Origin of the sequence: Arthrobacter sp. U41, assembly GCF_007679325.1 — a bacterium.
In the GTDB taxonomy this organism is placed as follows: Bacteria; Actinomycetota; Actinomycetes; order Actinomycetales; family Micrococcaceae; genus Arthrobacter.
Genome location: NZ_VEGI01000001.1, coordinates 1,256,892 through 1,278,936, shown reverse-complemented (window position 1 = coordinate 1,278,936; position 22,045 = coordinate 1,256,892). Strand labels below are relative to the sequence as shown.

General features: G+C 68.5%; 17 protein-coding genes and 2 tRNA genes. 13 read left to right on the top strand and 6 right to left on the bottom strand.

Going from position 1 to position 22,045, the window contains the following annotated elements; genetic code table 11:
* Nucleotides 1–49 precede the first annotated feature (49 nt).
* Entirely contained in the window at nucleotides 50–328 is a 279-nt protein-coding gene (locus FS787_RS05870) for a putative quinol monooxygenase (RefSeq protein WP_144671282.1), read from the bottom strand.
* A gap of 101 nt (nucleotides 329–429) precedes the next feature.
* Here FS787_RS05870 and FS787_RS05865 point away from each other — a divergent pair, with 101 nt between their 5' ends.
* Complete coding sequence (locus FS787_RS05865; protein WP_144671281.1) at nucleotides 430–2,106, top strand: AMP-binding protein; 1,677 nt, start codon at nucleotides 430–432, stop codon at nucleotides 2,104–2,106.
* A gap of 18 nt (nucleotides 2,107–2,124) precedes the next feature.
* Here FS787_RS05865 and FS787_RS05860 read toward each other — a convergent pair whose 3' ends face one another.
* Complete coding sequence (locus tag FS787_RS05860; protein ID WP_144671280.1) at nucleotides 2,125–3,117, bottom strand: DNA-3-methyladenine glycosylase; 993 nt, start codon at nucleotides 3,115–3,117, stop codon at nucleotides 2,125–2,127.
* 164 nt (nucleotides 3,118–3,281) lie between these two features.
* Here FS787_RS05860 and FS787_RS05855 point away from each other — a divergent pair, with 164 nt between their 5' ends.
* Entirely contained in the window at nucleotides 3,282–3,716 is a 435-nt protein-coding gene (locus FS787_RS05855; RefSeq protein WP_144671279.1) for a VOC family protein, read from the top strand.
* Nucleotides 3,717–3,772: 56 nt separating this feature from the next.
* Here FS787_RS05855 and FS787_RS05850 read toward each other — a convergent pair whose 3' ends face one another.
* Nucleotides 3,773–4,939 (bottom strand): SLC13 family permease, encoded by a 1,167-nt coding sequence (locus tag FS787_RS05850; RefSeq protein ID WP_144671278.1) that lies wholly within the window; start codon nucleotides 4,937–4,939, stop codon nucleotides 3,773–3,775.
* 108 nt (nucleotides 4,940–5,047) lie between these two features.
* On the opposite strand from FS787_RS05850, the gene FS787_RS05845 reads away from it, so the two are divergent.
* From FS787_RS05845 to FS787_RS05825, 5 genes are all read left to right on the top strand, one after another.
* Nucleotides 5,048–6,433 carry a cystathionine beta-synthase gene (locus tag FS787_RS05845; RefSeq protein ID WP_144671277.1) on the top strand — a complete coding sequence of 462 codons (1,386 nt, stop codon included), beginning with the start codon at nucleotides 5,048–5,050 and terminating at the stop codon, nucleotides 6,431–6,433.
* A 68-nt stretch (nucleotides 6,434–6,501) separates the two neighbouring features.
* Nucleotides 6,502–7,719 (top strand): cystathionine gamma-synthase, encoded by a 1,218-nt coding sequence (locus tag FS787_RS05840; protein ID WP_144671276.1) that lies wholly within the window; start codon nucleotides 6,502–6,504, stop codon nucleotides 7,717–7,719.
* Between the two features lie 6 nt (nucleotides 7,720–7,725).
* Nucleotides 7,726–9,003: a glycosyltransferase 87 family protein gene (locus FS787_RS05835; RefSeq protein WP_144671275.1), complete on the top strand. Its 1,278-nt coding sequence runs from the start codon at nucleotides 7,726–7,728 to the stop codon at nucleotides 9,001–9,003.
* A gap of 116 nt (nucleotides 9,004–9,119) precedes the next feature.
* Nucleotides 9,120–10,586: a glycosyltransferase 87 family protein gene (locus tag FS787_RS05830; RefSeq protein WP_260982414.1), complete on the top strand. Its 1,467-nt coding sequence runs from the start codon at nucleotides 9,120–9,122 to the stop codon at nucleotides 10,584–10,586.
* A gap of 10 nt (nucleotides 10,587–10,596) precedes the next feature.
* Nucleotides 10,597–11,391 carry an SDR family oxidoreductase gene (locus FS787_RS05825; RefSeq protein WP_144671274.1) on the top strand — a complete coding sequence of 265 codons (795 nt, stop codon included), beginning with the start codon at nucleotides 10,597–10,599 and terminating at the stop codon, nucleotides 11,389–11,391.
* An 87-nt stretch (nucleotides 11,392–11,478) separates the two neighbouring features.
* Here the strand turns inward: FS787_RS05825 and FS787_RS05820 are convergent, their stop codons facing one another.
* Nucleotides 11,479–12,702, bottom strand: a complete 1,224-nt coding sequence (locus tag FS787_RS05820; RefSeq protein ID WP_144671273.1) for an acyl-CoA dehydrogenase family protein — start codon at nucleotides 12,700–12,702, stop codon at nucleotides 11,479–11,481.
* Between the two features lie 180 nt (nucleotides 12,703–12,882).
* On the opposite strand from FS787_RS05820, the gene FS787_RS05815 reads away from it, so the two are divergent.
* The 5 genes from FS787_RS05815 to FS787_RS05795 all read left to right on the top strand — a co-directional run bounded on the left by FS787_RS05815 (nucleotide 12,883) and on the right by FS787_RS05795 (nucleotide 17,335).
* Nucleotides 12,883–13,536: an MOSC domain-containing protein gene (locus tag FS787_RS05815; RefSeq protein WP_144671272.1), complete on the top strand. Its 654-nt coding sequence runs from the start codon at nucleotides 12,883–12,885 to the stop codon at nucleotides 13,534–13,536.
* A gap of 412 nt (nucleotides 13,537–13,948) precedes the next feature.
* On the top strand, nucleotides 13,949–16,078 hold the full coding sequence (locus tag FS787_RS05810) for a DEAD/DEAH box helicase (protein WP_144671271.1): 2,130 nt from the start codon (nucleotides 13,949–13,951) through the stop codon (nucleotides 16,076–16,078).
* A gap of 231 nt (nucleotides 16,079–16,309) precedes the next feature.
* Nucleotides 16,310–16,381, top strand: a tRNA-Thr gene (locus FS787_RS05805).
* A 62-nt stretch (nucleotides 16,382–16,443) separates the two neighbouring features.
* A tRNA-Met gene (locus FS787_RS05800) sits at nucleotides 16,444–16,517 on the top strand.
* A 158-nt stretch (nucleotides 16,518–16,675) separates the two neighbouring features.
* Nucleotides 16,676–17,335, top strand: coding sequence for an NAD(P)H-binding protein (locus FS787_RS05795; protein WP_144671270.1), 660 nt, complete (start codon nucleotides 16,676–16,678; stop codon nucleotides 17,333–17,335).
* Between the two features lie 133 nt (nucleotides 17,336–17,468).
* On the opposite strand, the gene FS787_RS05790 is transcribed toward FS787_RS05795, so the two are convergent.
* Nucleotides 17,469–20,360 carry a M43 family zinc metalloprotease gene (locus FS787_RS05790; protein ID WP_144671269.1) on the bottom strand — a complete coding sequence of 964 codons (2,892 nt, stop codon included), beginning with the start codon at nucleotides 20,358–20,360 and terminating at the stop codon, nucleotides 17,469–17,471.
* Between FS787_RS05790 and FS787_RS05785 the strand changes: the two genes are divergently transcribed.
* Nucleotides 20,335–20,673 (top strand): hypothetical protein, encoded by a 339-nt coding sequence (locus FS787_RS05785; protein ID WP_144671268.1) that lies wholly within the window; start codon nucleotides 20,335–20,337, stop codon nucleotides 20,671–20,673. The genes FS787_RS05790 and FS787_RS05785 overlap by 26 nt on opposite strands.
* 185 nt (nucleotides 20,674–20,858) lie before the next feature.
* Here FS787_RS05785 and FS787_RS05780 read toward each other — a convergent pair whose 3' ends face one another.
* The gene (locus tag FS787_RS05780; protein WP_260982413.1) at nucleotides 20,859–22,040 is read right to left on the bottom strand and encodes an ROK family transcriptional regulator; all 1,182 of its coding nucleotides are present in this window, start codon (nucleotides 22,038–22,040) and stop codon (nucleotides 20,859–20,861) included.
* Nucleotides 22,041–22,045: the final 5 nt, after the last annotated feature.

Sequence of the window (22,045 nt, the reverse complement as noted above, 5' to 3'; positions counted from 1 at the left end):
CGGAGCGGCCCCGCGTTGCTGCTGTTCCGGGACGTGGCCGGTGCCGTGCCTAGAGTTTGACGAGCTGGACCGGCTCGGCCAGCAGGGCACTGAGGGACTCGTTGAGGTCCTGGACCGCGGTGCCCTTCGAGTGCTTGTCCAGATCCTCCTGCGAGGCCCACCGTTCGGTCAGCACCAGCTTGTCCTCGCTGGCCTCGGTCAGTTCGTACCGGATGCAGCCGGGTTCGTTGACCACCTCGTCAATCGCGATCTCCAGCGCGAGCTTCACACGGAAGAACTCGCCGTCGTTGGGGATGAAGATGGCCTGCAGGTCAATGGGTGCGCTCATGGTTTTCACAATACCGGGCCGCGGCATTTTGTCCCGAAGATTTCGTAGGACATCCAAGCTTTGGTCTTCTTTTGGGGACAGAGTGTTGGTAGCGTCACACCATGCTTTCATACACAGCCGGGGACACTGACGTCCCGCTGCTCGAGGAAACCATCGGCGAGAATTTCGAACGGATCGTGGCCCGGTTCCCCTATCAGGACGCCCTGATCGAGGCCGCCGCGGTGCCGGGGGAAGAAGCCCGCCGCTGGAGCTACACCAAACTGAACGACGACGTCGACCGGGTGGCACGCGCGCTGCTGGCCCTGGGCGTGGCGAGGGGCGAACGGATCGGCATCTGGAGCCCGAACTGCGCCGAATGGACCATCCTGCAGTACGCGACGGCCAAGGTCGGGGCGATCCTGGTCAACGTCAATCCCGCCTACCGCAGCCATGAGCTGGAGTTCGTGGTGAAGCAGAACGGCATGCGGATGCTGGTTGCGGCCCCGGCGGACCGCAACAGCGACTACACCGCTATGGCCCGGCAGGCGCTGGCCGAATGCCCGGAGCTGCGCGAACTCGTGTTCCTGCCCGACGCGGGCCAGCCCGGCCTCACCGCCGGCGTCCCGGCACGGGAAGAGGAACGGACCTGGGCGGAGCTGCTCAAGCGGGCCGACGACGTCGCCCATTCCGCGTTGAAGGCACGGATGGCCGAACTGGACCCCCACGACGCGATCAACCTGCAGTACACCTCCGGCACCACGGGCTTCCCCAAAGGCGCCACCCTTACGCACCACAACATCCTGAACAACGGGTACTCGATCGGTGAGCTGCTGGAATACACGGAGCACGACCGGGTGGTGCTGCCGGTGCCGTTCTACCACTGCTTCGGCATGGTGATCGGCAACCTGGCCGCCCTGAGCCACGGCTCCGCCACCATCATTCCGGGCCGGGGATTCACGCCCGCCGCGGCGCTGGAAGCCGTCCAGGACTTCGGCGGGACATCACTGTACGGCGTCCCCACGATGTTCATCGCCGAACTCGCCCTGCCGGACTTCGCGTCCTACGATCTTTCCACCCTGCGCACAGGGGTGATGGCCGGCTCGCTGTGTCCCATCGAGGTGATGAACCGCGTCATCTCGGAGATGAACATGCGGGACGTGGCCATCTGCTACGGCATGACGGAGACCTCGCCGGTGTCCACCATGACCCGCAGCGTGGACACCATGGCCCAGCGCACCGAGAGCGTCGGCCGGACCATGCCGCGGCTGGAAAGCCAGGTGGTGGACCCGGTGACCGGCGAGGTGATGGAGCGCGGTGAGATCGGGGAGCTCTGCACCCGCGGATACTCCGTGATGAAGGGCTACTGGGACCAGCCGGTCAAGACCGCCGAAGCCATTGACGCCGACGGCTGGATGCATACCGGGGACCTGGCCCGGATGGACGAGGACGGATACATCGTGATCGAGGGCCGGATCAAGGACATGGTGATCCGCGGCGGCGAGAACGTCTATCCCCGCGAAATCGAGGAGTTCCTCTACACGCATCCGGATATCCAGGACGTGCAGGTGATCGGCGTGCCGGACGACAAGTACGGGGAGGAACTGATGGCCTGCATCATCCTCAAACCCGGTGCCGCACCGCTGGAAGCCGACAGCCTGGCCGAGTTCTGCCGCGGGAAGCTGGCGCACTACAAGATCCCGCGCTACGTGGACGTGCGCGAAAGCTTCCCCATGACCGTCTCCGGGAAAATCCGCAAGGTGGACATGCGGCAGGAAGCTGTGGCCCGGCTGGGGCTCTAATTCCAGCGCGGGGAACCGTCAATGGCCGCGGTGGTCCTGGATGGTCATCCGCGGACCGAAGGTCGGCTTGCGGAAGCCGCTGAGGCCGATCATCCGGACCACACGCTGCCGGTGCCCGGCCCACGGGGCCAGCAGCCGGAGCATGCCGGCGTCGTCCGTCCTGCGGCCGGTCAGTGCCGCCCCGACGTACGCCGCGAGGTGGTAGTCGCCCACCGCAATGGAGTCCGGGCAGCCGTGCGTGCGCTGCACCACCTCCGCCGCCGTCCAGACGCCGATGCCGGGAATGGTCTGCAGCTTCGCGGAGGCCTCCGCCGCCGGCAGCGCGGCGAGCCGTTCCAGCGCGGCGGCGGAGCGCAGCGCGCGCATGACGGTCGCCGACCGCTGCGGCCCCACCCCGGCCTTGTGCCATTCCCACGAGGGGATGCGCAGCCACTGCTCGGGCGTGGGCTGCACCAACAGATTCGCCGGCGCGACGGTTCCGGCTCCGGGGGCAGGCGTCCCGTACCGGTACATCAGGTAGCGGTAGCCGCGACGGGCCTCGATCACCGTGACCTTCTGCTCCAGGATGGTGGGCACCAACGAGTCCACCAGGCGGCCGGTGGCGGGCAGCCGCACGGCGAGGTTCCGGCGTCGGGCTTCAACGACCATCCGGGGCAGCGTGGCGTGGAACGCGGGTTCATCAAAGGCTGACCAGTCGTCGTCGCAGCCCATCATCCGCGGCGCGGAAGCCACGGCATCGGCGGCACCGGGCCCCCAGGCCCGGACCTCGACGGCGGGATCCGCCGGCGGGCAGTCCGGAGGATAGACAACTGCCAGCCGGAGCGTGGCGGGACCCGACGGCGTCGTGAACGCCATCCAGAGGCCGTCCGGCGCGGTGCGGATGGACGGGTCGCCGTGCCCGCGCAGGAGCGTGCCCAGGGTCCGGGACAAATCGAAAGGACCGCCCGGGTGCCACCGCAGCGAGGCGTCGGCCGCGGCGGCGATGCCGGCGGGGACGTCTGCAATGGTCATCTGACCATGATTCCACGAACGCCTGACAGCAGCCGTTACGGGGCCCTCCCACACAGTCGCCGGCGGGCCCTTAACTCCGGGTTTGGGCGGGACTAGACTGCGGCTGTGGCGTGGAGCCACCACGCCTGCCGTGAGGCCCGGATCCCTGTTCTTAGGAGAGTGTGATGGCTGGTGGAGTAGTACATTTCGAGATCCCCGCGGACGACGAGAGCCGCGCGCGGGAGTTCTACAGTTCGGCGTTCGGCTGGAGGATCAGCCCCATGCCGGAGATGAGTTACGCCATGCTCATGACGACGCCGTCGGATGACACGGGCATGCCCTCGGTGCCGGGGTCCATCAACGGCGGCATGTTCCGCCGCGAGGGACACCTCACCTCCCCGTTGGTCACGGTGGACGTTGAGGACATCGACGCGTCGCTGGAGAAGATCAACTCCCTGGGCGGCAGCACCGTCCAGCCGCGGCAGGAAGTGGGCAGCATGGGCTGGGCCGCCTACTTCCGGGACACCGAAGGCAATATTATCGGTCTCTGGCAGAACGCCGAGCCTGAAGACGGCGGAGCCACCGCAGGGGAAAACGGGGCGAACGACATCGGCGCCTGAACCCCGGTCAGGGCCCTGGGGAACCCTACGGCCGGCCCTCGAGGAACCTCGGCGGGTCAGGGCATGCCCGAGGCGAGCCACAGCGCCACAACCGCCAGCGGGACGGTGAGCACGACGGCGGCGATCCCGGCGACCGCGAACCCTCCCCACCGGATCTCGACGTTGAGCGAGCGAAGCCGTTCGTGCCAGAGCAGCGTGGCCAGCGATGCCCACGGCGTCACCAGCGGGCCAAGGTTCACGCCGATCAGCAGGGCCGCGAGCCGCACCGGCGAGTCGCCCACCGGCTCCAGGGCGAGGTAGGCCGGCAGGTTGTTCACCGCGTTCGCGGCACCGGCGCCCAGACCCGCGAGCTGCAGCAGGGCCGGCAGGTCCTCACCGGAACCGGCGACTCCGGACAGGAACTCTGTCAGGCCGTTCGCGTGCAGGGCCTCCACCACCATAAACAGCCCCGACGTGAGCATCAGCGGCCGCCACGGAACCATGGACCACCGCAGGGCCGAGCGGCGGCGCCAGAGGAACAGGCCCAGCAGAACCGCCGCGGCCGCGACCGCCGGGAACTGCACGGGCACGCCGGAGACGAGCGCGGGCAACAGCAGGACCATCACCCCCGATGCCGAATAGAGCAGCACCTTGTCGCGCGCCTTATGGACCGGCTGCGGCCCGTAGCGGCCGGACAGGTCCTTCCGGAACGCCAGCCACAGGAGCCCGATCGGGACCAGGATCCCCACCAGCGCCGGCGCCCAGACGAGTCCGGCGAAGGCCGCCGGACTGAGATTGAGCCGGTCCTGGGCCAGCAGGTTGGTCAGGTTCGAGACGGGCAGCAGCAGGGACGCGGTGTTGGCGAGCCAGATGGTGGTCAGGGCGAAGGGCAGCGGCGGGATCCGGGCGTGGACCGCCAGCAGCACGACGACGGGAGTCACCAGCACCGCCGTCGCATCCAGCGACAGGAACACGGTGGAGACGGTGGCCAGGCCGACCACCAGCAGCCACAGCAGGAACACCCGGCCCCGGCCCAGCGCGGCGAGGCGCTCCGTCACCACCCGGAACAGCCCGGCGTCGTCGAGCATTTCCGTCACGAGGGACATGGCCACGACGAACGCCAGTACGGGTACGGTGCGGGCCGCCAGCTCCTGGAACGCCGGCCAGGGCAGGAGCCCGGTGAGCAGCGCCGCGCACCCCGCGGCCAGCATGCCGGCCGGGAGCAGATAACTCTTCAGCCGCATCGGCCGGATCCACGCTTCACCGCATTATCTTCGCACCCGGCGCCGCCGGGGACCGCGCCGACGTGACTGAATCCGCCCCCGGCGGGTGGAGACGGTAACTTTGTACCTATGAAGTACGCCCAGTCCGTTCTGGACCTCATCGGCAATACGCCGCTCGTCAAGCTCCGCCACGTAACCGACGGCATCGGGGCCACGGTCCTGGTGAAGCTGGAATACCTGAACCCCGGGGGTTCCATCAAGGACCGCATCGCGGTGAAGATGATCGAGGAGGCCGAACGCACCGGCAAACTCCTGCCCGGCGGCACCATCGTGGAGCCCACCTCCGGCAACACCGGCGTCGGCCTTGCGCTGGTGGCCCAGCAGAAGGGCTACCGCTGCATCTTTGTGGTGCCGGACAAGGTGGGCGAGGACAAGCGCGCCGTGCTCCAGGCCTACGGCGCCGAGGTGGTGGTGACGCCCACCGCCGTCGCCCCCGACAGCCCGCAGAGCTACTACGGCGTCTCGGACCGCCTCGTCACCGAGATTCCGGGCGCCTACAAACCGGACCAGTTCTCCAACCCCGCCGCCCCCGCCAGCCACTACGAGTCCACCGGGCCGGAAATCTGGCGCGACACGGACGGCCGCGTCACACACTGCGTGATCGGCGCCGGAACCGGCGGCACCATCACCGGCACAGGCCGGTACCTCAAGGAAGCCTCCGCGCACCGTGCGGAGTCCGACGGCGGCATGGTCAAGATTATCGGCGCGGACCCGGCAGGGTCGGTCTACTCCGGCGGCACCGGCCGGCCCTACTTCGTGGAAGGCGTCGGCGAGGACATGTGGCCCGCCAACTACGACAAGTCGGTCCCGGACGACGTCATCGCCGTCAGCGACGCCGACTCCTTCGACATGACGCGCCGGCTCGCCCGCGAGGAAGGGCTGCTCGTGGGCGGCTCCTCCGGCATGGCCGTCGTCGCCGCCCTGCGGGTCGCCAAGGACCTGCCGGACGACGCCGTCGTCGTCGTGATCCTGCCGGACTCCGGCCGCGGCTACCTCGCCAAGATCTTCAACGACCAGTGGATGCGCTCCTACGGCTTCCTGGCCAGCGGCGACGAAGCGTCCGTGGGGGAGATCCTCAAAGCCAAGACCGGGGAACTGCCGGACCTGGTGCACATCCACCCCAATGAGAGCGTCCGTGACGTCATCAACATCATGAACGAATACGGTGTCTCGCACATCCCGGTGCTGTCCCAGGAGCCGCCCGTGGTCATGGGCGAGGTCCTCGGCGCCGTTGACGAACGCACGCTGACCGCGAAGCTTTTCCGCGGCGAGGCGAAACTGTCGGACAAGATCTCCGAACACATGGAGGCCCGGCTGCCGGTGATCGGCTCGCTTGAATCGATCTCGACGGCCCGTGAACTCCTCTCCGACGCGGACACGCTTATGGTGACCTTCGTCGGCGCCCCGGTGGGGATCCTGACCCGCCACGACCTGCTCGCCTACCTCAGCAACTGACCGCACACTGACCCGGATGCCGGACCGTCCTTCCCGGGGCGCCCGGCCGCCGGCCGAAAGGAACGCACATGTCTTTGCCAGAAAGCTCCGCCGCGAACACCCCCGGCTTCAACACCCGCGCCGTGCACGCCGGCCAGGCGTTCGAGCCGCGCACCGGCGCCGTCGTGCCGCCCGTGCACTTCTCCACCACCTATGCCCAGGAAGCGATCGGGGTGCTGCGCGCCGGCTACGAATACGGCCGCGGAACCAACCCCACCCGTGACTCCCTGCAGGAGCAGCTCGCGGCGCTGGAAGGCGGGACCGCCGCGTTTTCCTTCAGCTCCGGCCTCGCCGCGGAGGACTCGATGATCCGCGCCCTCACCCGGCCCGGTGACCACATCGTCCTCGGCAACGACGCCTACGGCGGTACCTACCGGCTGATCAGCCGGGTGCTGGGGGAATGGGGCATCGGCAACACCCCGGTGGACATGTCCAATCTTGACGCCGTCGCGGAGGCTGTCGCGGCCGGCGGATCGAACGGGGGCAAGACCCGTCTCGTGTGGGTCGAGACGCCGTCGAACCCGATGATGAAGATCACCGACATCGCGGCCCTCGCCAAGGTGGCGCACGACGCCGGCGCCCTCCTCGTGGTGGACAACACCTTCGCCTCGCCGTACCTGCAGACCCCGCTGGCCCTCGGCGCCGACGTGGTGGTGCACTCCACCACCAAGTACATCGGCGGGCACTCCGACGTTGTGGGCGGCGCGATCATCGTCAACGACGCGGAGCTGGCCGAGAAGGTCGGCTTTGTGCAGTTCGCCGTCGGTGCCATCTCCGGCCCGATGGACGCGTTCCTCACCACGCGCGGGCTCAAGACCCTGGGCGTCCGGATGGACCGGCACAGCGACAACGCCCAGGCAGTGGCCGAGTGGCTGCTGCAGCGGCCCGAGGTCGAGGCCGTGCTGTACCCGGGACTGCCCTCGCACCCCGGGCACGAGCTCGCCCGGAAGCAGATGAAGAAGTTCGGCGGAATGATCTCCGTGCAGTTCAAGGGCGGCGAGGCGGCGGCACGCAAGGTGGCCGAATCCACCTCCGTGTTCACCCTCGCGGAGTCCCTCGGCGGGATCGAATCCCTGATGAACTACCCCTCGGAAATGACGCACGCCTCCGTCAAGGGCACCGAGCTGGCCGTTCCCGTCAACCTGATCCGGCTCTCCTGCGGCATCGAGGACGTCGAGGACCTCATCGCCGACCTCGAGCAGGCGTTCTCCCAGATTGACTCCGCGGCCGGCGAGTCAGGCAGCTAACCACCCGTGACCACCACCACCAGGGCCACGGCCTCCACCACGCGCGGCAGGGTCGCGACGGCGGCCGGCGCGCTCGCCGTCGTCGCCGCCCTGGTGGTCCTGTACTCGGCCTACATCCCGCTGATGAACGATTTTGAGGTGTACTTCTACGGCGGCAGCCGGGTGCTGCAGACCGGGGAGGCCGGCGTCAACGAGCTCTACGCTCCGCGCGACGGACTGCCGTTCACCTACCCGCCGTTCGCCGCGCTGCTGTTCGCGGCCATGGCGAGCCTCGGCCAGAGCGGCGGCAGCCTCCTGTTCATCACGACGGCGTTGCTTGGCGCCGGGGTGGTGTCCGCCTGGCTCGCACGGCACTACTTCCGCCTCGGTACCTGGCGCAACGCGTTCGCCGACTGGCGCTTCCGCGCCGTTTCCCTGGCCGGGACCGCCGCGATCCTGCTGCTGGGGCCCTGGCGGGACACCTTCGACTTCGGCCAGATCAACATCATCCTGATGGGCCTGATCCTGGCCGACTTCGCCCTGTACGGGAAAGCCCGGTCAGGGGAGATCCGCTGGCCCGCCGGGCTGCTGATCGGCATCGCGGCCGGGATCAAACTGACCCCGCTGGCGTTCGGGCTGTACTTCCTGGTCCGCCGCGATTTCAAGGCCCTCGGCTGGATGGCCGCCGGGTTCTTCGGCTCCATCGCCCTGGCCTGGGCCATCCTGCCCACCGCCTCGGTCACGTTCTGGACCAGGATCCTGCCGGACACCGGACGGATCGGCGGTCCCGCGTACGTGGACAACCTCTCGGTCAAGGGCCTGCTGCTGCACCTGGGACTGCCGGATTCCGGACTCACCAGCATGCTTTGGCTGGGCATCTCCCTGGCGCTGGCCGTGCTGGCCGCCCTGGTCATCGCGTGGGCGGTGGCCGCCGACGAGAATTTCGTGGCGGTCTCCGCCACCGCCGTGCTCATGCTCCTGATCAGCCCGGTGTCCTGGTCCCACCACTGGGTGTGGATGGCCGTGGCGCTGCCCTGCATGGGCTTCGCGATCCACCGCGTGCCGTCCCGGAACGGCCGGATGCGCCTGGCCGGGTGGGTCATCGTCGCCTTCTCAGCCCTGGCCTTCTACCTGACACCCAAGTACCTGGCGGTCATGGCGGGCGCGGCCGAGTGGGGCAAGGACCCGCAGACCCAGTGGCCGCTCATTGTGGCGAGCCTCGGCGTCCTCTGCGGGATCGCCATGCTGGTCTTCTGGGCACTGGCCTACCGCCCCTCCCGCGCCGCGCTCCGCACGGGGGCGTAGCCAGGAAGAACGTCGCCGCCGTCGCAGCCCAGAGCTTCGGTAGGATGGGCAGCGAGGCCGGGCGCCCCCGCCGGCGCCCCGTACGAGCCTCGAAACAGCCATATTTTGGGGGATCCATGTCACTGCTCGACGCCGAAAACCGGCCCGTGCCGCCCGCCGCAGCACCGCCGCCCGGGCCGGTACGGCCGTCCCGGCTGGCGCAGGTCACCCGGCTGGCGCAGTGGCTTCCGGTGCCGCAGTTGCTGAGGCTCTCCACCATGCTGGCCCTTGCCGTGGTGCTGTTCCTGGTGTGGACCTGGCTCGGTGTCTGGGCGAAGCAGGGGCTTGACTTCAGTGTCTACTGGCATGGCGGCAAGATCCTCAACGAGGCCGGGGCAACGCCGTCGGACCTTTACCGCGGCAACATCGACTGGGCCGGCGGTCCCCAGCTCCCGTTCACGTACCCGCCCTTTGCCGCGATGCTCTTCAGCCTGCTGGCCCGGCTGCCCGAACCCGTGGCCCTCACCATGTTCAACGCGGCCGGCACGGTTGTGGCGGGGTGGCTGGCGCTGCTCGCCGTGCGGTACTGGCACGGCAGGACGGACTGGCGGCGCACCTTCAACCAGGCGCGCAACCGCTGGGGCGCCGCGGTGCTGGTCCTGGCGGTGCTGAACCTGGGTCCCTGGCGCGAAACCCTGGCGTTCGGGCAGATCAACATCCTGCTCATGGGCCTCATGGGGGCGGATCTCCTGTCCCGGAACCGGCGCTGGACCAGCGGTTTCCCCGGAAGCGGGTTCCTGGTGGGCGTCGCCGCAGGTATTAAGCTGACGCCGCTCGTCTTCGGGCTGTACTTCCTGATGCGCAAGGACTGGCGCGGCCTGCTGAACATGGCCGCGGGCTTCGCCGGCACAGTGCTGGTGGGCTGGCTGCTCCGCCCGGCGGAATCCCTGCAGTTCTGGCTGCAGATCCTCCCGGACACGTCCCGGATCGGCGGCGCGGGCTATGTGGACAACCTCTCCCTCAAGGGGGCGCTGCTGCACTTCGGTGTCCCCGAAGCGTCAGTCACCGTGCCGTGGCTCCTGCTGAGCCTGCTGGTGGTGGCAACGGCGGCCGCGGTCATCAGGCTGGCCAGCGCCCAGGGGTCGCGTGTGGTGGCCATCTCGGCGACGGCACTGGCCATGCTGCTGATCAGCCCGGTGTCCTGGTCACACCACTGGGTCTGGGTCGTGGCCGTGCTGCCCGCCTTCGCCTGGACGCTCCGCGAGACCCCGCTGCGCCACCGCGGGCTGCGCTGGCTCATGGGCGGAGTACTGGGGATCTCGGTCCTGGTGTTCCTGTTCTCGCCCAAGACCATTGGCACGGCCCTGGGCGCGGAGAACCTGGACATCCAGACGCCCGGCCTCTGGATCATGGCCTCCAGCGCCGGCGTGTTCTGCGCGCTCGCCCTCCTGGTCTGCTGGCTCGTGGTGCTCCGGCGAGGGGCGCTGGCGCCGGCGTTCGACGCCCACCGGGGCGTTGCGGCCGTCCAGGGCGAGGGTCAGGACCAGGGCGATGGCCAGGGCCGGAGCGATGACCGAAACCGGCAAGCGGCAGTCCGCGGCTAGGCTGGTCGGCATGGACGCCAACGCACCCGAGAATCCGCCGGTCCCGCCCGCAACGCCGCACCGGAAGACGGCCCTTGTCACCGGCGTCGGCCGGCTGGCCGGCATTGGAGCGGGCATCGCGCGCCGGCTGGCGGCCGACGGCTGGGACCTCGTGCTGACGTACTGGCAGGATTATGACGCCCGGATGCCCTGGGGCGTCCAGCCGGACGACGTCGAACGCCTCACCGCGGAACTCCAGGCCACAGGCGCCGCCGTCGTGGCGCTGCCGGCGGATTTCCAGGACCCGCAGGCCGTGGACCGGCTGATGGATGCCATCGCGGCGGAGGCCGGGCCGCTGCAGGGGCTGGTGCTGAGCCACGCTGAATCCGTGGACTCGGGCATCCTGGACACCACGTTGGAGAGCTTCGAGCGGCATTTCGCCGTTAACGCCCGCGCCAGCTGGCAGCTGATCGCAGGGTTTGCGCGGCAGGTCCCGGCCGGAGGCGGCGCTGTAGTGGCACTGACCAGCGACCACACCGCGTTCAACCTGCCCTATGGCGCGTCCAAGGGAGCGCTGGATCGGATCGTGATCGCGGCGGCCCGGGAACTCGGCCCGCAGGGGATCAGCGCCAACGTGCTCAACCCCGGTCCGGTGGACACCGGCTGGATGGACCAGGAACTGCGCGATCACCTGTCCCAGCGCCAGCCCGGCGGGCGGTTGGGAACGCCGGCGGACGTGGCCGGGACGGTGGCGTTCCTGCTCTCGCCCGAAGGTCGCTGGGTGTCGGGCCAGCTGGTCAAGGCCGACGGCGGGTTCTCCGCCTGATCCGCCTAACCCTTCATCGAGTGGGCATGTCGGGGCAGTGTTCGCGCTCATCCTGCCGCGACGTGGAAACCCGCGGAGGTGGCAGGGTCAGCGGAAGGCGGCCAGCCCGGTGAGGTGCTGGCCCAGGATCAGGGTGTGGACCTCGTCGGTGCCCTCGTAGGTGCGCACCGACTCAAGGTTGGCGGCGTGCCGCAGCGGCGAGTAGTCCAGGGTGATGCCGTTCCCGCCCAGGATGGTCCGGGCCTCGCGGGCGATCGCGATCGCCTCGCGCACGTTGTTCAGCTTGCCCAGCGAGATCTGCTCGGGCCGCAGCTTCCCGGCGTCCTTGAGTCGTCCCAGCTGCAGCGCCAGCAGCGTGCCCTTCTGGATTTCCACCAGCATGTTCACGAGCTTCTCCTGGGTCAACTGGTACCCGGCGAGCGGCCTGCCGAACTGCAACCGCTCCTGTGAGTACTTCAGCGCGGCCTCGTAGGAGTCCCGCGCCGCGCCCATGGCACCCCACGCGATCCCGTACCGCGCCTCGTTCAGGCAGCTGAACGGGCCGCGCAGGCCACGGGCGGCCGGCAGCAGGGCCTCGGGACCCAGCCGGACGCCGTCGAGCGCGACATCGCACTGAATGGAGGCGCGCATCGAGAGCTTTTGGCCGATCGGCGTCGCGGTGACCCCGGGAGTTCCGGCGGGGACCACGAAGCCACGGACACCGTCGTCCGTCATCGCCCACACCACCAGCACGCCGGCCACCGAGGCGAGCCCGATCCAGCGTTTGGCGCCGTCCAGGATCCAGCCGGCGCCGTCGCCCGTGCCGTCGCGGCGGGCGAACGTCTTCATCGCGGCGGGATCGGACCCGGCGGTGGGCTCGGTCAGCGCGAAGCTGCCGATGAGTTCACCGGCAGCCATCCGGGGGAGCCACTCCTGCTTCTGTTCCTCGGAGCCCCACTTGTGGATGGCCGTCATGGCCAGCGAACCCTGCACGGAGACGAAGGTGCGGATCCCGGAATCGCCGGCTTCCAGCTCCATGGCTGCCAGCCCGTATTCGACGGCGGAGCGGCCCGGGCAGCCGTAGCCGTCCAGGTGCATGCCGAGCACGCCGAGTTCTCCCAGTTCCGGCGCCAGCTCGAGCGGGAAGACCCCGGCGTCGTACCAGGCCGCGATACCCGGGCGGATCCGCTGTTCGGTGAAATCCCGGATCCGCTCACGTACAGCCAGTTCCCCGGCGCTCAGCAGCGAGTCGATCGCCAGGACGTCGGAAACGTCGGAAACGCCGGAGATGCCGGAAATATCGGAACCGTTGGGGCCAGCCTCGTTGCTCATTCCAGCATCCTACGGTCTTGGTGCTGCCGCTGGCCCGGCCTTCCTGCCCGGTTGCTTCCGGACCGGGCTGCGGATTCCGGGCGACCCGCCGGTGTCGCGGGGGAATGGAGGACCCGGCAGGAAAGCAACCGGGCAGGAGCGTTGCGGGGAGCCCAGGCGGCCCAGGCCTACACTGGTGCCATGGACACCGCATCCGTTCTTGCCGTCTGCCGCGTACACCAGTTGCTGGACGACCCGGGCAGTGTGGGCGTGACAGCGATCGACAAACGCCCCGTGGCTGGGCCGGTCAAAGTCCACAGACTCGGACTGCACGGTGACATCCAGGCCAGCCGCGTGCATCACGGCGGCGAGGACCAGGCGCTGTACGCCTACTCCCAGGACGACGCCGACTACTGGGCCGCGGAACTCGGCCGGGACCTCCCGCCGGGGATTTTCGGCGAGAACCTGCGCGTTGCCGGGATCAGCGCCACGGACGCCGTCATCGGCGAACGCTGGAAGATCGGACTGGACGTTGAAGTCGAAGTGACCTCGCCCCGCACCCCGTGCGCCACCTTCCAGCGCCGGATGCACGAGTCGCACTGGGTCAAGCGATTCGGCGAGGCGGGCCGCGTGGGAACGTATCTGCGCGTCGTGCGGGTCGGCAGCATCCAGGCAGGGGACCACATCCACCGGATCTTCGTCCCCACCCACGGGGTAACCATCGGCAACTGGTTCAGCGCTCCCACGGTTGAGGACATGGAGGCCCTGCGCGACGCCGACGCCGACGGCCAGATCCGCCTCCAGCCCGAATACCACGCGGAGTTTGAGAAGCTCCAGCGCCGCCTCGGCGTGTAGCAGGACCGCCCCGGGCGACGCGGGGCAGGCGGCCGTGTGCGCAAGCTCACCGCCGTCGCCGGCCCCTGAGTTACCTTTGCGCGGGTCGATGCCCTACAATTGAAATATCCCCCACTCCGGAAATCCCTTATTTCCTGCCCAATTCTTGAGGCAAGACTGGTAAGTGTTGGGGCCCGCGCGAATGAGATGCGGGCATTTTCATAGGGAGAGCCGGCTAAAGAAAACGCTGTACAGACTGCTGGGATAGCAGCCAAGAGATGCAGCGGGAAGTCCTGCCACGGGATTGCGAAAGCGCCGGGCTTCTATGTGACCGGCCGGTCAAAGTACGTCCGGCGATTCCGGTCACGCGTACTGCGGCTCCGCTCACCTCGGGTTGTGCCGCTTGGCCCCTATGGATGAGGATATTTCACCTATGCCCGAAAATCAGAACAACTCCGTCGACACCGAGCTCGCCACCGAGAACAGCCAGGCCGACGTCGAGACTTCTGAAACGGTTGCCCCCGCAGCCGGCTCCGCCCCGGTCTTCACCGAGGCCCCTGCGACCACCGACGCTCCGGCCGCCGCCGTAGCCGAGCCGCAGGCTGACACCCAGGCCGAGGCCTCTGCGAACACCGCAGCCCCGGCCAAGGCAGAAGACGCCGAAGAAGAAGGCGTCAAGTTCGTTGACCTCGGCATCGATGGCCGTGTCCTGGCTGCCCTGCAGGACGTCGGCTACGAGAAGCCGTCCCCGATCCAGGCAGCAACCATCCCGCTGCTGCTCGAAGGCCGCGATGTTGTGGGCCTGGCCCAGACGGGCACCGGTAAGACTGCAGCATTCGCAGTACCGGCGCTGTCCCGCCTGGCCGAGCTCCACGACCTCAACGGCCCGTCCCGCAAGACCCAGGCCCTGGTGCTCGCTCCGACCCGTGAGCTCGCCCTCCAGGTCGCCGAGGCCTTCACCTCCTACGCCAAGCACATCGACGACTTCACCGTCCTTCCGGTCTACGGCGGCTCGGCTTACGGCCCCCAGCTCGCCGGCCTGCGCCGCGGCGCCCAGGTTGTTGTCGGTACCCCCGGCCGCGTGATCGACCACATCGCCAAGGGTTCCCTGGACCTGTCCGAACTCCAGTACCTGGTGCTGGACGAGGCTGACGAGATGCTCCGCATGGGCTTCGCCGAAGACGTGGAGCAGATCTTCCAGCAGACCCCCGCGGGCCGCCAGGTCGCCCTGTTCTCCGCCACGATGCCGAGCCAGATCCGCCGGCTCTCCAAGCAGTACCTGAACAACCCGGCCGAGGTACAGGTCAAGTCCAAGACCACCACGGGCGCCAACACCCGCCAGCGCTACCTGCAGGTCATGGGCCCGCACAAGCTGGACGCGCTGACCCGCATCCTCGAGGTTGAAGAGTTCGAGGGCGTTATCGCCTTCGTCCGGACCAAGATGGCCACCGAGGACCTCGCCGACAAGCTGCGGTCCCGCGGTTTCCAGGCGGCTGCCATCAACGGTGACATCCCGCAGCAGCAGCGTGAGCGCACCGTCGAGGCCCTGCGCGACGGCAAGATCGACATCCTGGTCGCCACCGACGTCGCGGCCCGCGGCCTCGACGTCGAGCGCGTCAGCCACGTGGTCAACTACGACATCCCGCACGACACCGAGTCCTACGTGCACCGCATCGGCCGCACGGGCCGCGCCGGCCGTTCCGGCGACGCGATCCTCTTTATGACGCCGCGCGAGAAGTACCTGCTGCGTTCCATCGAGAAGGCGACCCGCCAGCCCGTGGAGCAGATGCACCTGCCCACTGCCGAGACGGTCAACACCCTGCGCCTGGGCAAGTTCGCGGAGAAGATCACCGAGACCCTGGCTTCCGAGGATGTTGCATCGTTCCGCGACCTCATCTCCTCCTACGAGGAAGAGCACAACGTTCCGGCTTCGGAAATCGCCGCTGCACTGGCCGTGATGGCCCAGGGCGGTCAGCCGCTCCTGGTCAAGGAACTGCCGGCCGCGCCTGAATTCCAGAAGCGTGAGCGCTCCAAGGACGGCTTCGGTTCACGCGGCCCCACCCGCACCCTGACCGAGGGCAACGCCACCTACCGGATCGCCGTCGGACGCCGCCAGCGCGTGATGCCGGGTTCCATCGTGGGCGCCATCGCCAACGAAGGCGGCATCTCCTCGGCCCAGATCGGCGGCATCGACATCCGTGCGGACCACTCCCTCGTGGAGCTCCCGGCGGACCTCAGCTCCGACCAGCTGAAGGCCCTGTCCCGGACCCGGATCGGCGGCGAGCTGATCCACCTCGAGCTGGACAACGGCCGGAAGCCCTCCGGCGACCGCGGCAGCTACCAGGGCGGCAGCCGCGGCGGGTACTCCGGCGGCGGCGACCGTGGCGGCAACTTCAAGGGCAACGGCGGCTTCAAGCGCGAATTCCGCAAGAACGACGGCGAGCGGTCCTCCGCTGACCGTGGCGGACGCTCCTTCAGCGACCGCAACGAGCGCGGCGTCGGCTCCGACGCGGCCCGCAAGCCGCGCACCGAAGGCGGCTTCAAGCCCCGCAACAAGTGGTGACGGTCAGCTGCTAAGCACTGATTCACCGTGAGAACGGGCCGGCTGAACAGCCGGCCCGTTCTTGTTTAAGTTCCCTTGGTCACACCTTTGCGTCCCGCGGTGCTGGAGACCAGTTCCCGGACTCTTCCCAAGCCCTGTGCGCCCCGGATTTTCGCTGTTTCTGGCGCATTCCCGACCTCCCCGGCGCCGATTTGTTGGGAGGGGAATCTTCCGGTAGAGTATTTACTCGTTGCCCCCCTAGCTCAGTGGTAGAGCGCGTTCTTGGTAAGAACGAGGTCACCGGATCGATTCCGGTGGGGGGCTCTGAATGAGGGCCTGTGTCAAGGCGGTTTTTGACCGGCTTAGCGCAGGTTTTCCTCATTTATGGCGGCGTAGCTCAGTTGGTTAGAGCGCACGACTCATAATCGTGAGGTCGGGAGATCGAGCCTCCCCGCCGCTACAGAAAGACCCTGCAGGCATCGCCCGCGGGGTCCTTTTGTTTAACCCCCGGTTGCGCTGTCACTTTGGGTGCCTAAAAGGGCCAAAATGGGCCTCTGAGCCGCGATAAGTGATAGGGCAACGGGTGCGGCGCGCGGTGCCGTGGGACAGAATGGGTCCATGACGCGAATTGCAATCATCGGCGGCCACGGCAAAGTGGCTTTGGAACTGTCCAGGATCCTCTCCGCGGAGGGACTCGACGTGACGTCGTTCATCCGCAACCCTGACCACCGGGAGGATGTCGCCGCAACGGGCGCCACCCCGGCTGTCCTGGATGTTGAAAATTCGACGACGGCGGAGATCGCCGAGGCGCTTCGGAACCACGACGCCGTGGTCTGGTCCGCCGGTGCCGGGGGAGGGAGCCCGGACCGCACCTACGCGGTAGATCGGGACGCCGCGATCCGGTCAATGGAAGCGGCAGCCCTGGCCGGCGTCGGGCGCTACATCATGGTGTCCTACTTTGGAGCCGGGCCCGATCACGGGGTGCCCGCCGACAACGGCTTCTTCGCCTACGCCGAAGCCAAGGCGGCCGCTGACGCCTACCTGCGCGGAACGGAGCTGGACTGGACCATCCTGGGGCCCGGAGCACTCACTGACGGCCCCGGCAACGGCATGATCGATGTCAACCCGGCGGATGCCTCCGGCGGTCAGGAAACGGCCCGTGCCAACGTTGCCCTCGTCGCGGCCGCGGTCCTGGGCCTGCCCTCGACCGCAAGGCGCACCATCGAGTTCCGTGACGGCACATTGCCCGTGGCGGCGGCCCTGGAACAGGTGAGCTAACCGCAGCCTCCGGCTGCCGAAACGCACAGGCCCCTACAAGCGAAACGCACGGGCCTCCACAACGCAGAGAGCCGCCGGCAGCGTCACTTCGCTGCCGGCGGCTCTCTGCGGGCTCAGACCATCGGAGACAGGTTTAGGGAAGGACTTCAGTTCCCCGGGCTGCCGTCCAGGTGATGGTGCCGCGCTGGAAGTCCTGGCTGCACGGTCCGGTGGCGGAGCTGCAGCTCTCGTTCGACGTCGGGTAGCCGAGTTTGCCTCGTTCGTAGCCCAGGCTGGCCCAGGTCGAGCGGATGGCGCCGGTGGTGGCGACAGCGCCGGTGGCGGGGGACCAGTGGACGCTGCCGCCCTTGAAGGACTGGTAGCAGCCGCCGTTGATCAGCCCGCAGGTTTCCTTGCCCGTGGGGTAGCCGAGTTTGCCGCGTTCGTAGCCCAGGCCGGCCCACGTGGAGCGGATGCCGCCCCAAGTGGGGAAGGCGCCGGTGCCGGGGGACCAGTGAATACTGCCGCCCTTGAAGGACTGGTAGCAGCCGCCGCCAACCAGGCCGCAGGTTTCCTTGCCCGTCGGGTAGCCGAGTTTGCCCCGTTCGTAGCCCGTACTGGCCCAGGCTGTGCGCATGCCGCCCCACGTGGCGAAGGCGCCGGTACCGGGAGACCAGTGGATGCTGCCGCCCTTGAAGGACTGGTAGCAGCCGCCGCCAACCAAGCCGCAGGTCTCCTTGCCCGTCGGGTAGCCGAGCTTGCCCTTTTCATAGCCCGTGCTGGCCCAGGCTGTGCGCATGCCGCCCCAGGTGGCGAAGGCGCCGGTGGTGGGGGACCAGTGGATGCTGCCGCCCTGGAAGCCCTGGGAGCAGCCGCCGTTGGTCAGGCCGCAGATTTCCTTGCCCGTCGGGTAGCCGAGCTTGCCCTTTTCGGATCCCAGTGATGCCCAAGTGGCACTGATCGGTCCCGCCGTGGCGAAAGTACCAGTGGCCGGTGCGTTGAGGATGGCGCCTCCCACAAAGTTCTGCGCGCAGCCGCCGTTGACCAGGCCGCAGGTTTCCTTGCTGGCCGGGTAGCCGAGCTTGCCCGTTTCGTATCCCAGGGTTCCCCAGACGGACCGGATCGATCCGACCGTGGCGTGGGCGCCCGTGCCGGGGGACCAGTGGATGCTGCCGCCCTGGAAGGCCTGGGAGCAGCCGCCGTTGACCAGCCCGCAGGTTTCCTTGCCTGACGGGTAGCCGAGTTTGCCCTTCTCGTAGCCCATGGCCGCCCAGGCGGAGCGCATGCCGCCCCACGTCGCGACAGCGCCGGTGGCGGGGGACCAGTGGATGCTGCCGCCCTTGAAGGTCTGGTAGCAGCCGCCGTTGACCAGACCGCAGGTTTCCTTGCCTGTGGGGTAGCCGAGCTTGCCCTTTTCGTAACCCGTGCTGGCCCAGGTGGCGCGCATACTGCCCCAGGTGGGGAAAGCGCCGGTGGTGGGGGACCAGTGAATGCTGCCGCCCTTGAAGGTCTGGTAGCAGCCGCCGCCAACCAGGCCGCAGGTTTCGTTCCCCGTCGGGTAGCCGAGTTTCCCCTTTTCGTATCCGACGCTGGCCCAGGCAGCGCGCATGCCGCCCCACGTGGCGAAGGCGCCGGTGGCGGAGGACCAGTGGATGCTGCCGCCCTGGAAAGTCTGGTAGCAGCCACCGTTGACCAGGCCGCACGTTTGGGGGCTGGTGGGGTAGCCGAGTTTGCCCTTTTCGTAGCCCAGGCTGGCCCAGGAGGCGCGGATCGGTCCCGTGGTGGCGACGGCGCCCGTGCGGGGGCTCCAGTGCACGGAGCCACCCTGGAAGTTCCTGTAGCAGCCGCCGTCGCGCAGCCCGCAGACGACAGCGGACGTTGCGGTCCCCAGGGACGGTGTCCGGGCGGCGGCGGCGTCGATCGCCTTGCCGGCGACGGAATCCAGCGTTTCGATGGTGATGCCGGCCGCCGCGGTGGAAATCCAGTCCACGCTCACCCGCGTTCCGGCATGGGTGGTGAAGACCTGGCCGGCCTGCCAGGTCTGGTTGTAGCTGTAGAAGCCGTTGAATGTGGTGGTGTTTGGCTGCAGCGCGATGGAACCAGCTCCCAAGCCCTGAACAACCTTGACTCCGCGGTTACCGCCCAGAGCCGTTGCCGCGTCGTTGCCCACCGGGAGGCGAAGCTCAACGTAGTAGACCTCACCGCTGACGGGATCCTTGAATTTAACGGCACGGTTGGCGTCCGCGCTTCCCCAGGCCCGCAGCTCATAGGACTTTTTGCCCATTGCCGTCCCCAGGTTTCTGACCTCGGTGCCGGCGCCGAATCCGCCAAATTCATAGATCGGGGAGCTGACCACCGGCTGGCTGACCTGGGAAACACCCATCAGGTCGAGGTTGTCCTTGTACTCCTGGATGCTGCACGAACTGTTGGCGAACGTGCCGTCGGCGTTGCTGGCCGTGTCCACGGCGCCGTTGGCGCACGTGAGCCTGTTGGCATGCATGAGCCCCAGGACGTGCCCGAATTCGTGGGTCAGCACGCTCTTGGTCAGGGTGGCCGGGAGCGGCATCAGCACACGCCCGCTGGTTCCGTTGTAACTCCAGCCCGCGCCGTACGCCCCGTCGGAGAGGGTGGGTGTGGAAACGAACACCACAAGGGCCGTGTACGAACTGGGGGTCCACCCGATTTCGTTGGAGATTGTGTTCATCATGGATGAATAGCTTTGGGTGGTGGTCGCCTTGCTGGACCGTTTTTCGACCGTGGCCACGCTCATGGACAGCCGGCCGTTCGACATGGCCTGCCAATACTGGCTGCTGGTAGCAATGGCGGCCCGGGCGTCGGCCTCCGGGATGGTCGCTTTCCGGTCGGCCAGCTGGACCAGGGCCAGCCTCACCTTGATGTTGCCGCTCCTGGCCAGGGAGTAGGCCTCCGTGGCGGCCCTCTGCTGTTCGGAGCCCTTGCTTCCGTGATCCTCAGTCCCGTGGCTGTGCGTGGACGTGGGGTTGCTGCCGCCAATGACCTCCGTGAACAACGGTTCCGGGGTGGTCATCGTCTGTGATTCGACGGTGGCCGGGGATACCGCTGCCGGCGTCGGCTCGGGCTTGGGCGCCGGCGCGGCAGTGGCCGTCGGGCCCGCCGTCGGAGCCGAAGTCGCGCCGGCCGTCGGGCCCGCCGTCGGAGCCGAAGTCGCCCCCGGCGTCGGGCCGGGCGTCGGTGTGGATGACACCGTCGACGTCGGTGCCGGCGTCGGATCGGCGAGGGCAGGCGTGAGCGTCACGGCGGTGAGCGAGGCAAAAGTGACGACCAACGCCGTCATGAGCGCTGTCGTCTTCCGTATTGAAATCAATTTGTGTCTTTCATGAGACCGCCGCACCACTGACTGTTCAGCGGCGCGGCCGGGAGACCGGGAAGTGAGGTCAGTCTACGGACGGCACGCCGCCAGACAAGGTAACTTGCACGAATCTTTCGTCTTAGGTAGCGAATCGTTGCCGAATCTTGAGCTAAGTCCCTGCGTTCCCTCAGGCCCGGCCGCCCCGGTTCCCGTGCGCTAGGGGCGGAGCGCGAGCCCCAGCGCGTTGGCTTCGACGTAATCCAGCGCGCGCCGGACGGCACCCACCGTAACTATCGAGTCGCCCAGCGGTGAGACCGTCACCCGCGGGGGCGTCGCCGTGAAGCGGGGGAGCAGCGCCGTGATGCCGGGCAGCAGCGCCGCCGCCGATTCCGCCACCGCACCGCCGATCACCACCTGCTCGGGGTTGATGAAACTCGCCACGGAGGCGATGACCCGTGCCATCCGCTCCGAAATCCTGTCCAGGATGGCCAGCGCCGCGGGATCCCCGGCGGCGGCGTCCTCAAAGACGCGCCGGGCACTCGCCTCACCGCCGGCGGCGGGGCCGCCCCCGGCCGCGGACCACTGCCGGGCCAGACTGGCGATGCCGTCGCTGGAGCCGACGCCCTCCACGAGGTCCAGGTAGCCCATTTCGCCGGCCGCGCCGCCCCGGCCGTGCAGCAGCCGCCCGGACTCCATCACCCCGGCCCCCAGCCGCTCACCGGCCAGGAGCACCACGAGGTCGTCGACGCCGGCGCCGGAACCCCGCCAGCGCTCGCCCAGGGCGGCAAGGTTCGCATCGTTTTCCAGCAACACCGTCCAGCCGTGCAGGTCCTGCAGCGCCGCGCGGAGCCCGACGTCGAACAGGCTCCAGAAATGCTGGCTGGCCAGCACCTTCCCGTCGCGGTCCACCGGCGCGGCGATGCCCGCACTGACGGCCAGGACCTTCTCCGGTCCGGTCCCGGCGGCTGCCAGTGCCCGGCGGCAGGCACGGTCGACGACGTCGATCCGTTCCGCCGCGGGGATGTCCGTGGCCCGGAAGCTCCCGCTGGCGCGTCCGATGACGGTGCCGCGGAGGTCCGCGACGGCCGCGGTGGTGGTGGCGGCCCCGATGTCGATGCCGAGGACAAAACCCGCCCGCGTGTTGAGCTCGAAGCGCCGGGCGGGACGGCCTTTGCGCGGGCCCGGGGGCTGGTCCTCGTCCCGCGCGTCCAGTTCGCGGATCCAGCCGCGCCGGATTAGGTCTTCGCAGACGGCAATGACCGACGCCCGGGTCAGCCCGGTCCGGGTCATCAGTTCCGTCCCGGTAGCCACGTCCGTGTCCCGGATGAAGCCGAGCACCGACTGGGCGTTCACCCGGCGCAGCAGCTGGGGTGTGGCGGCGGCTGCTGTCGGCTTCAAATCTT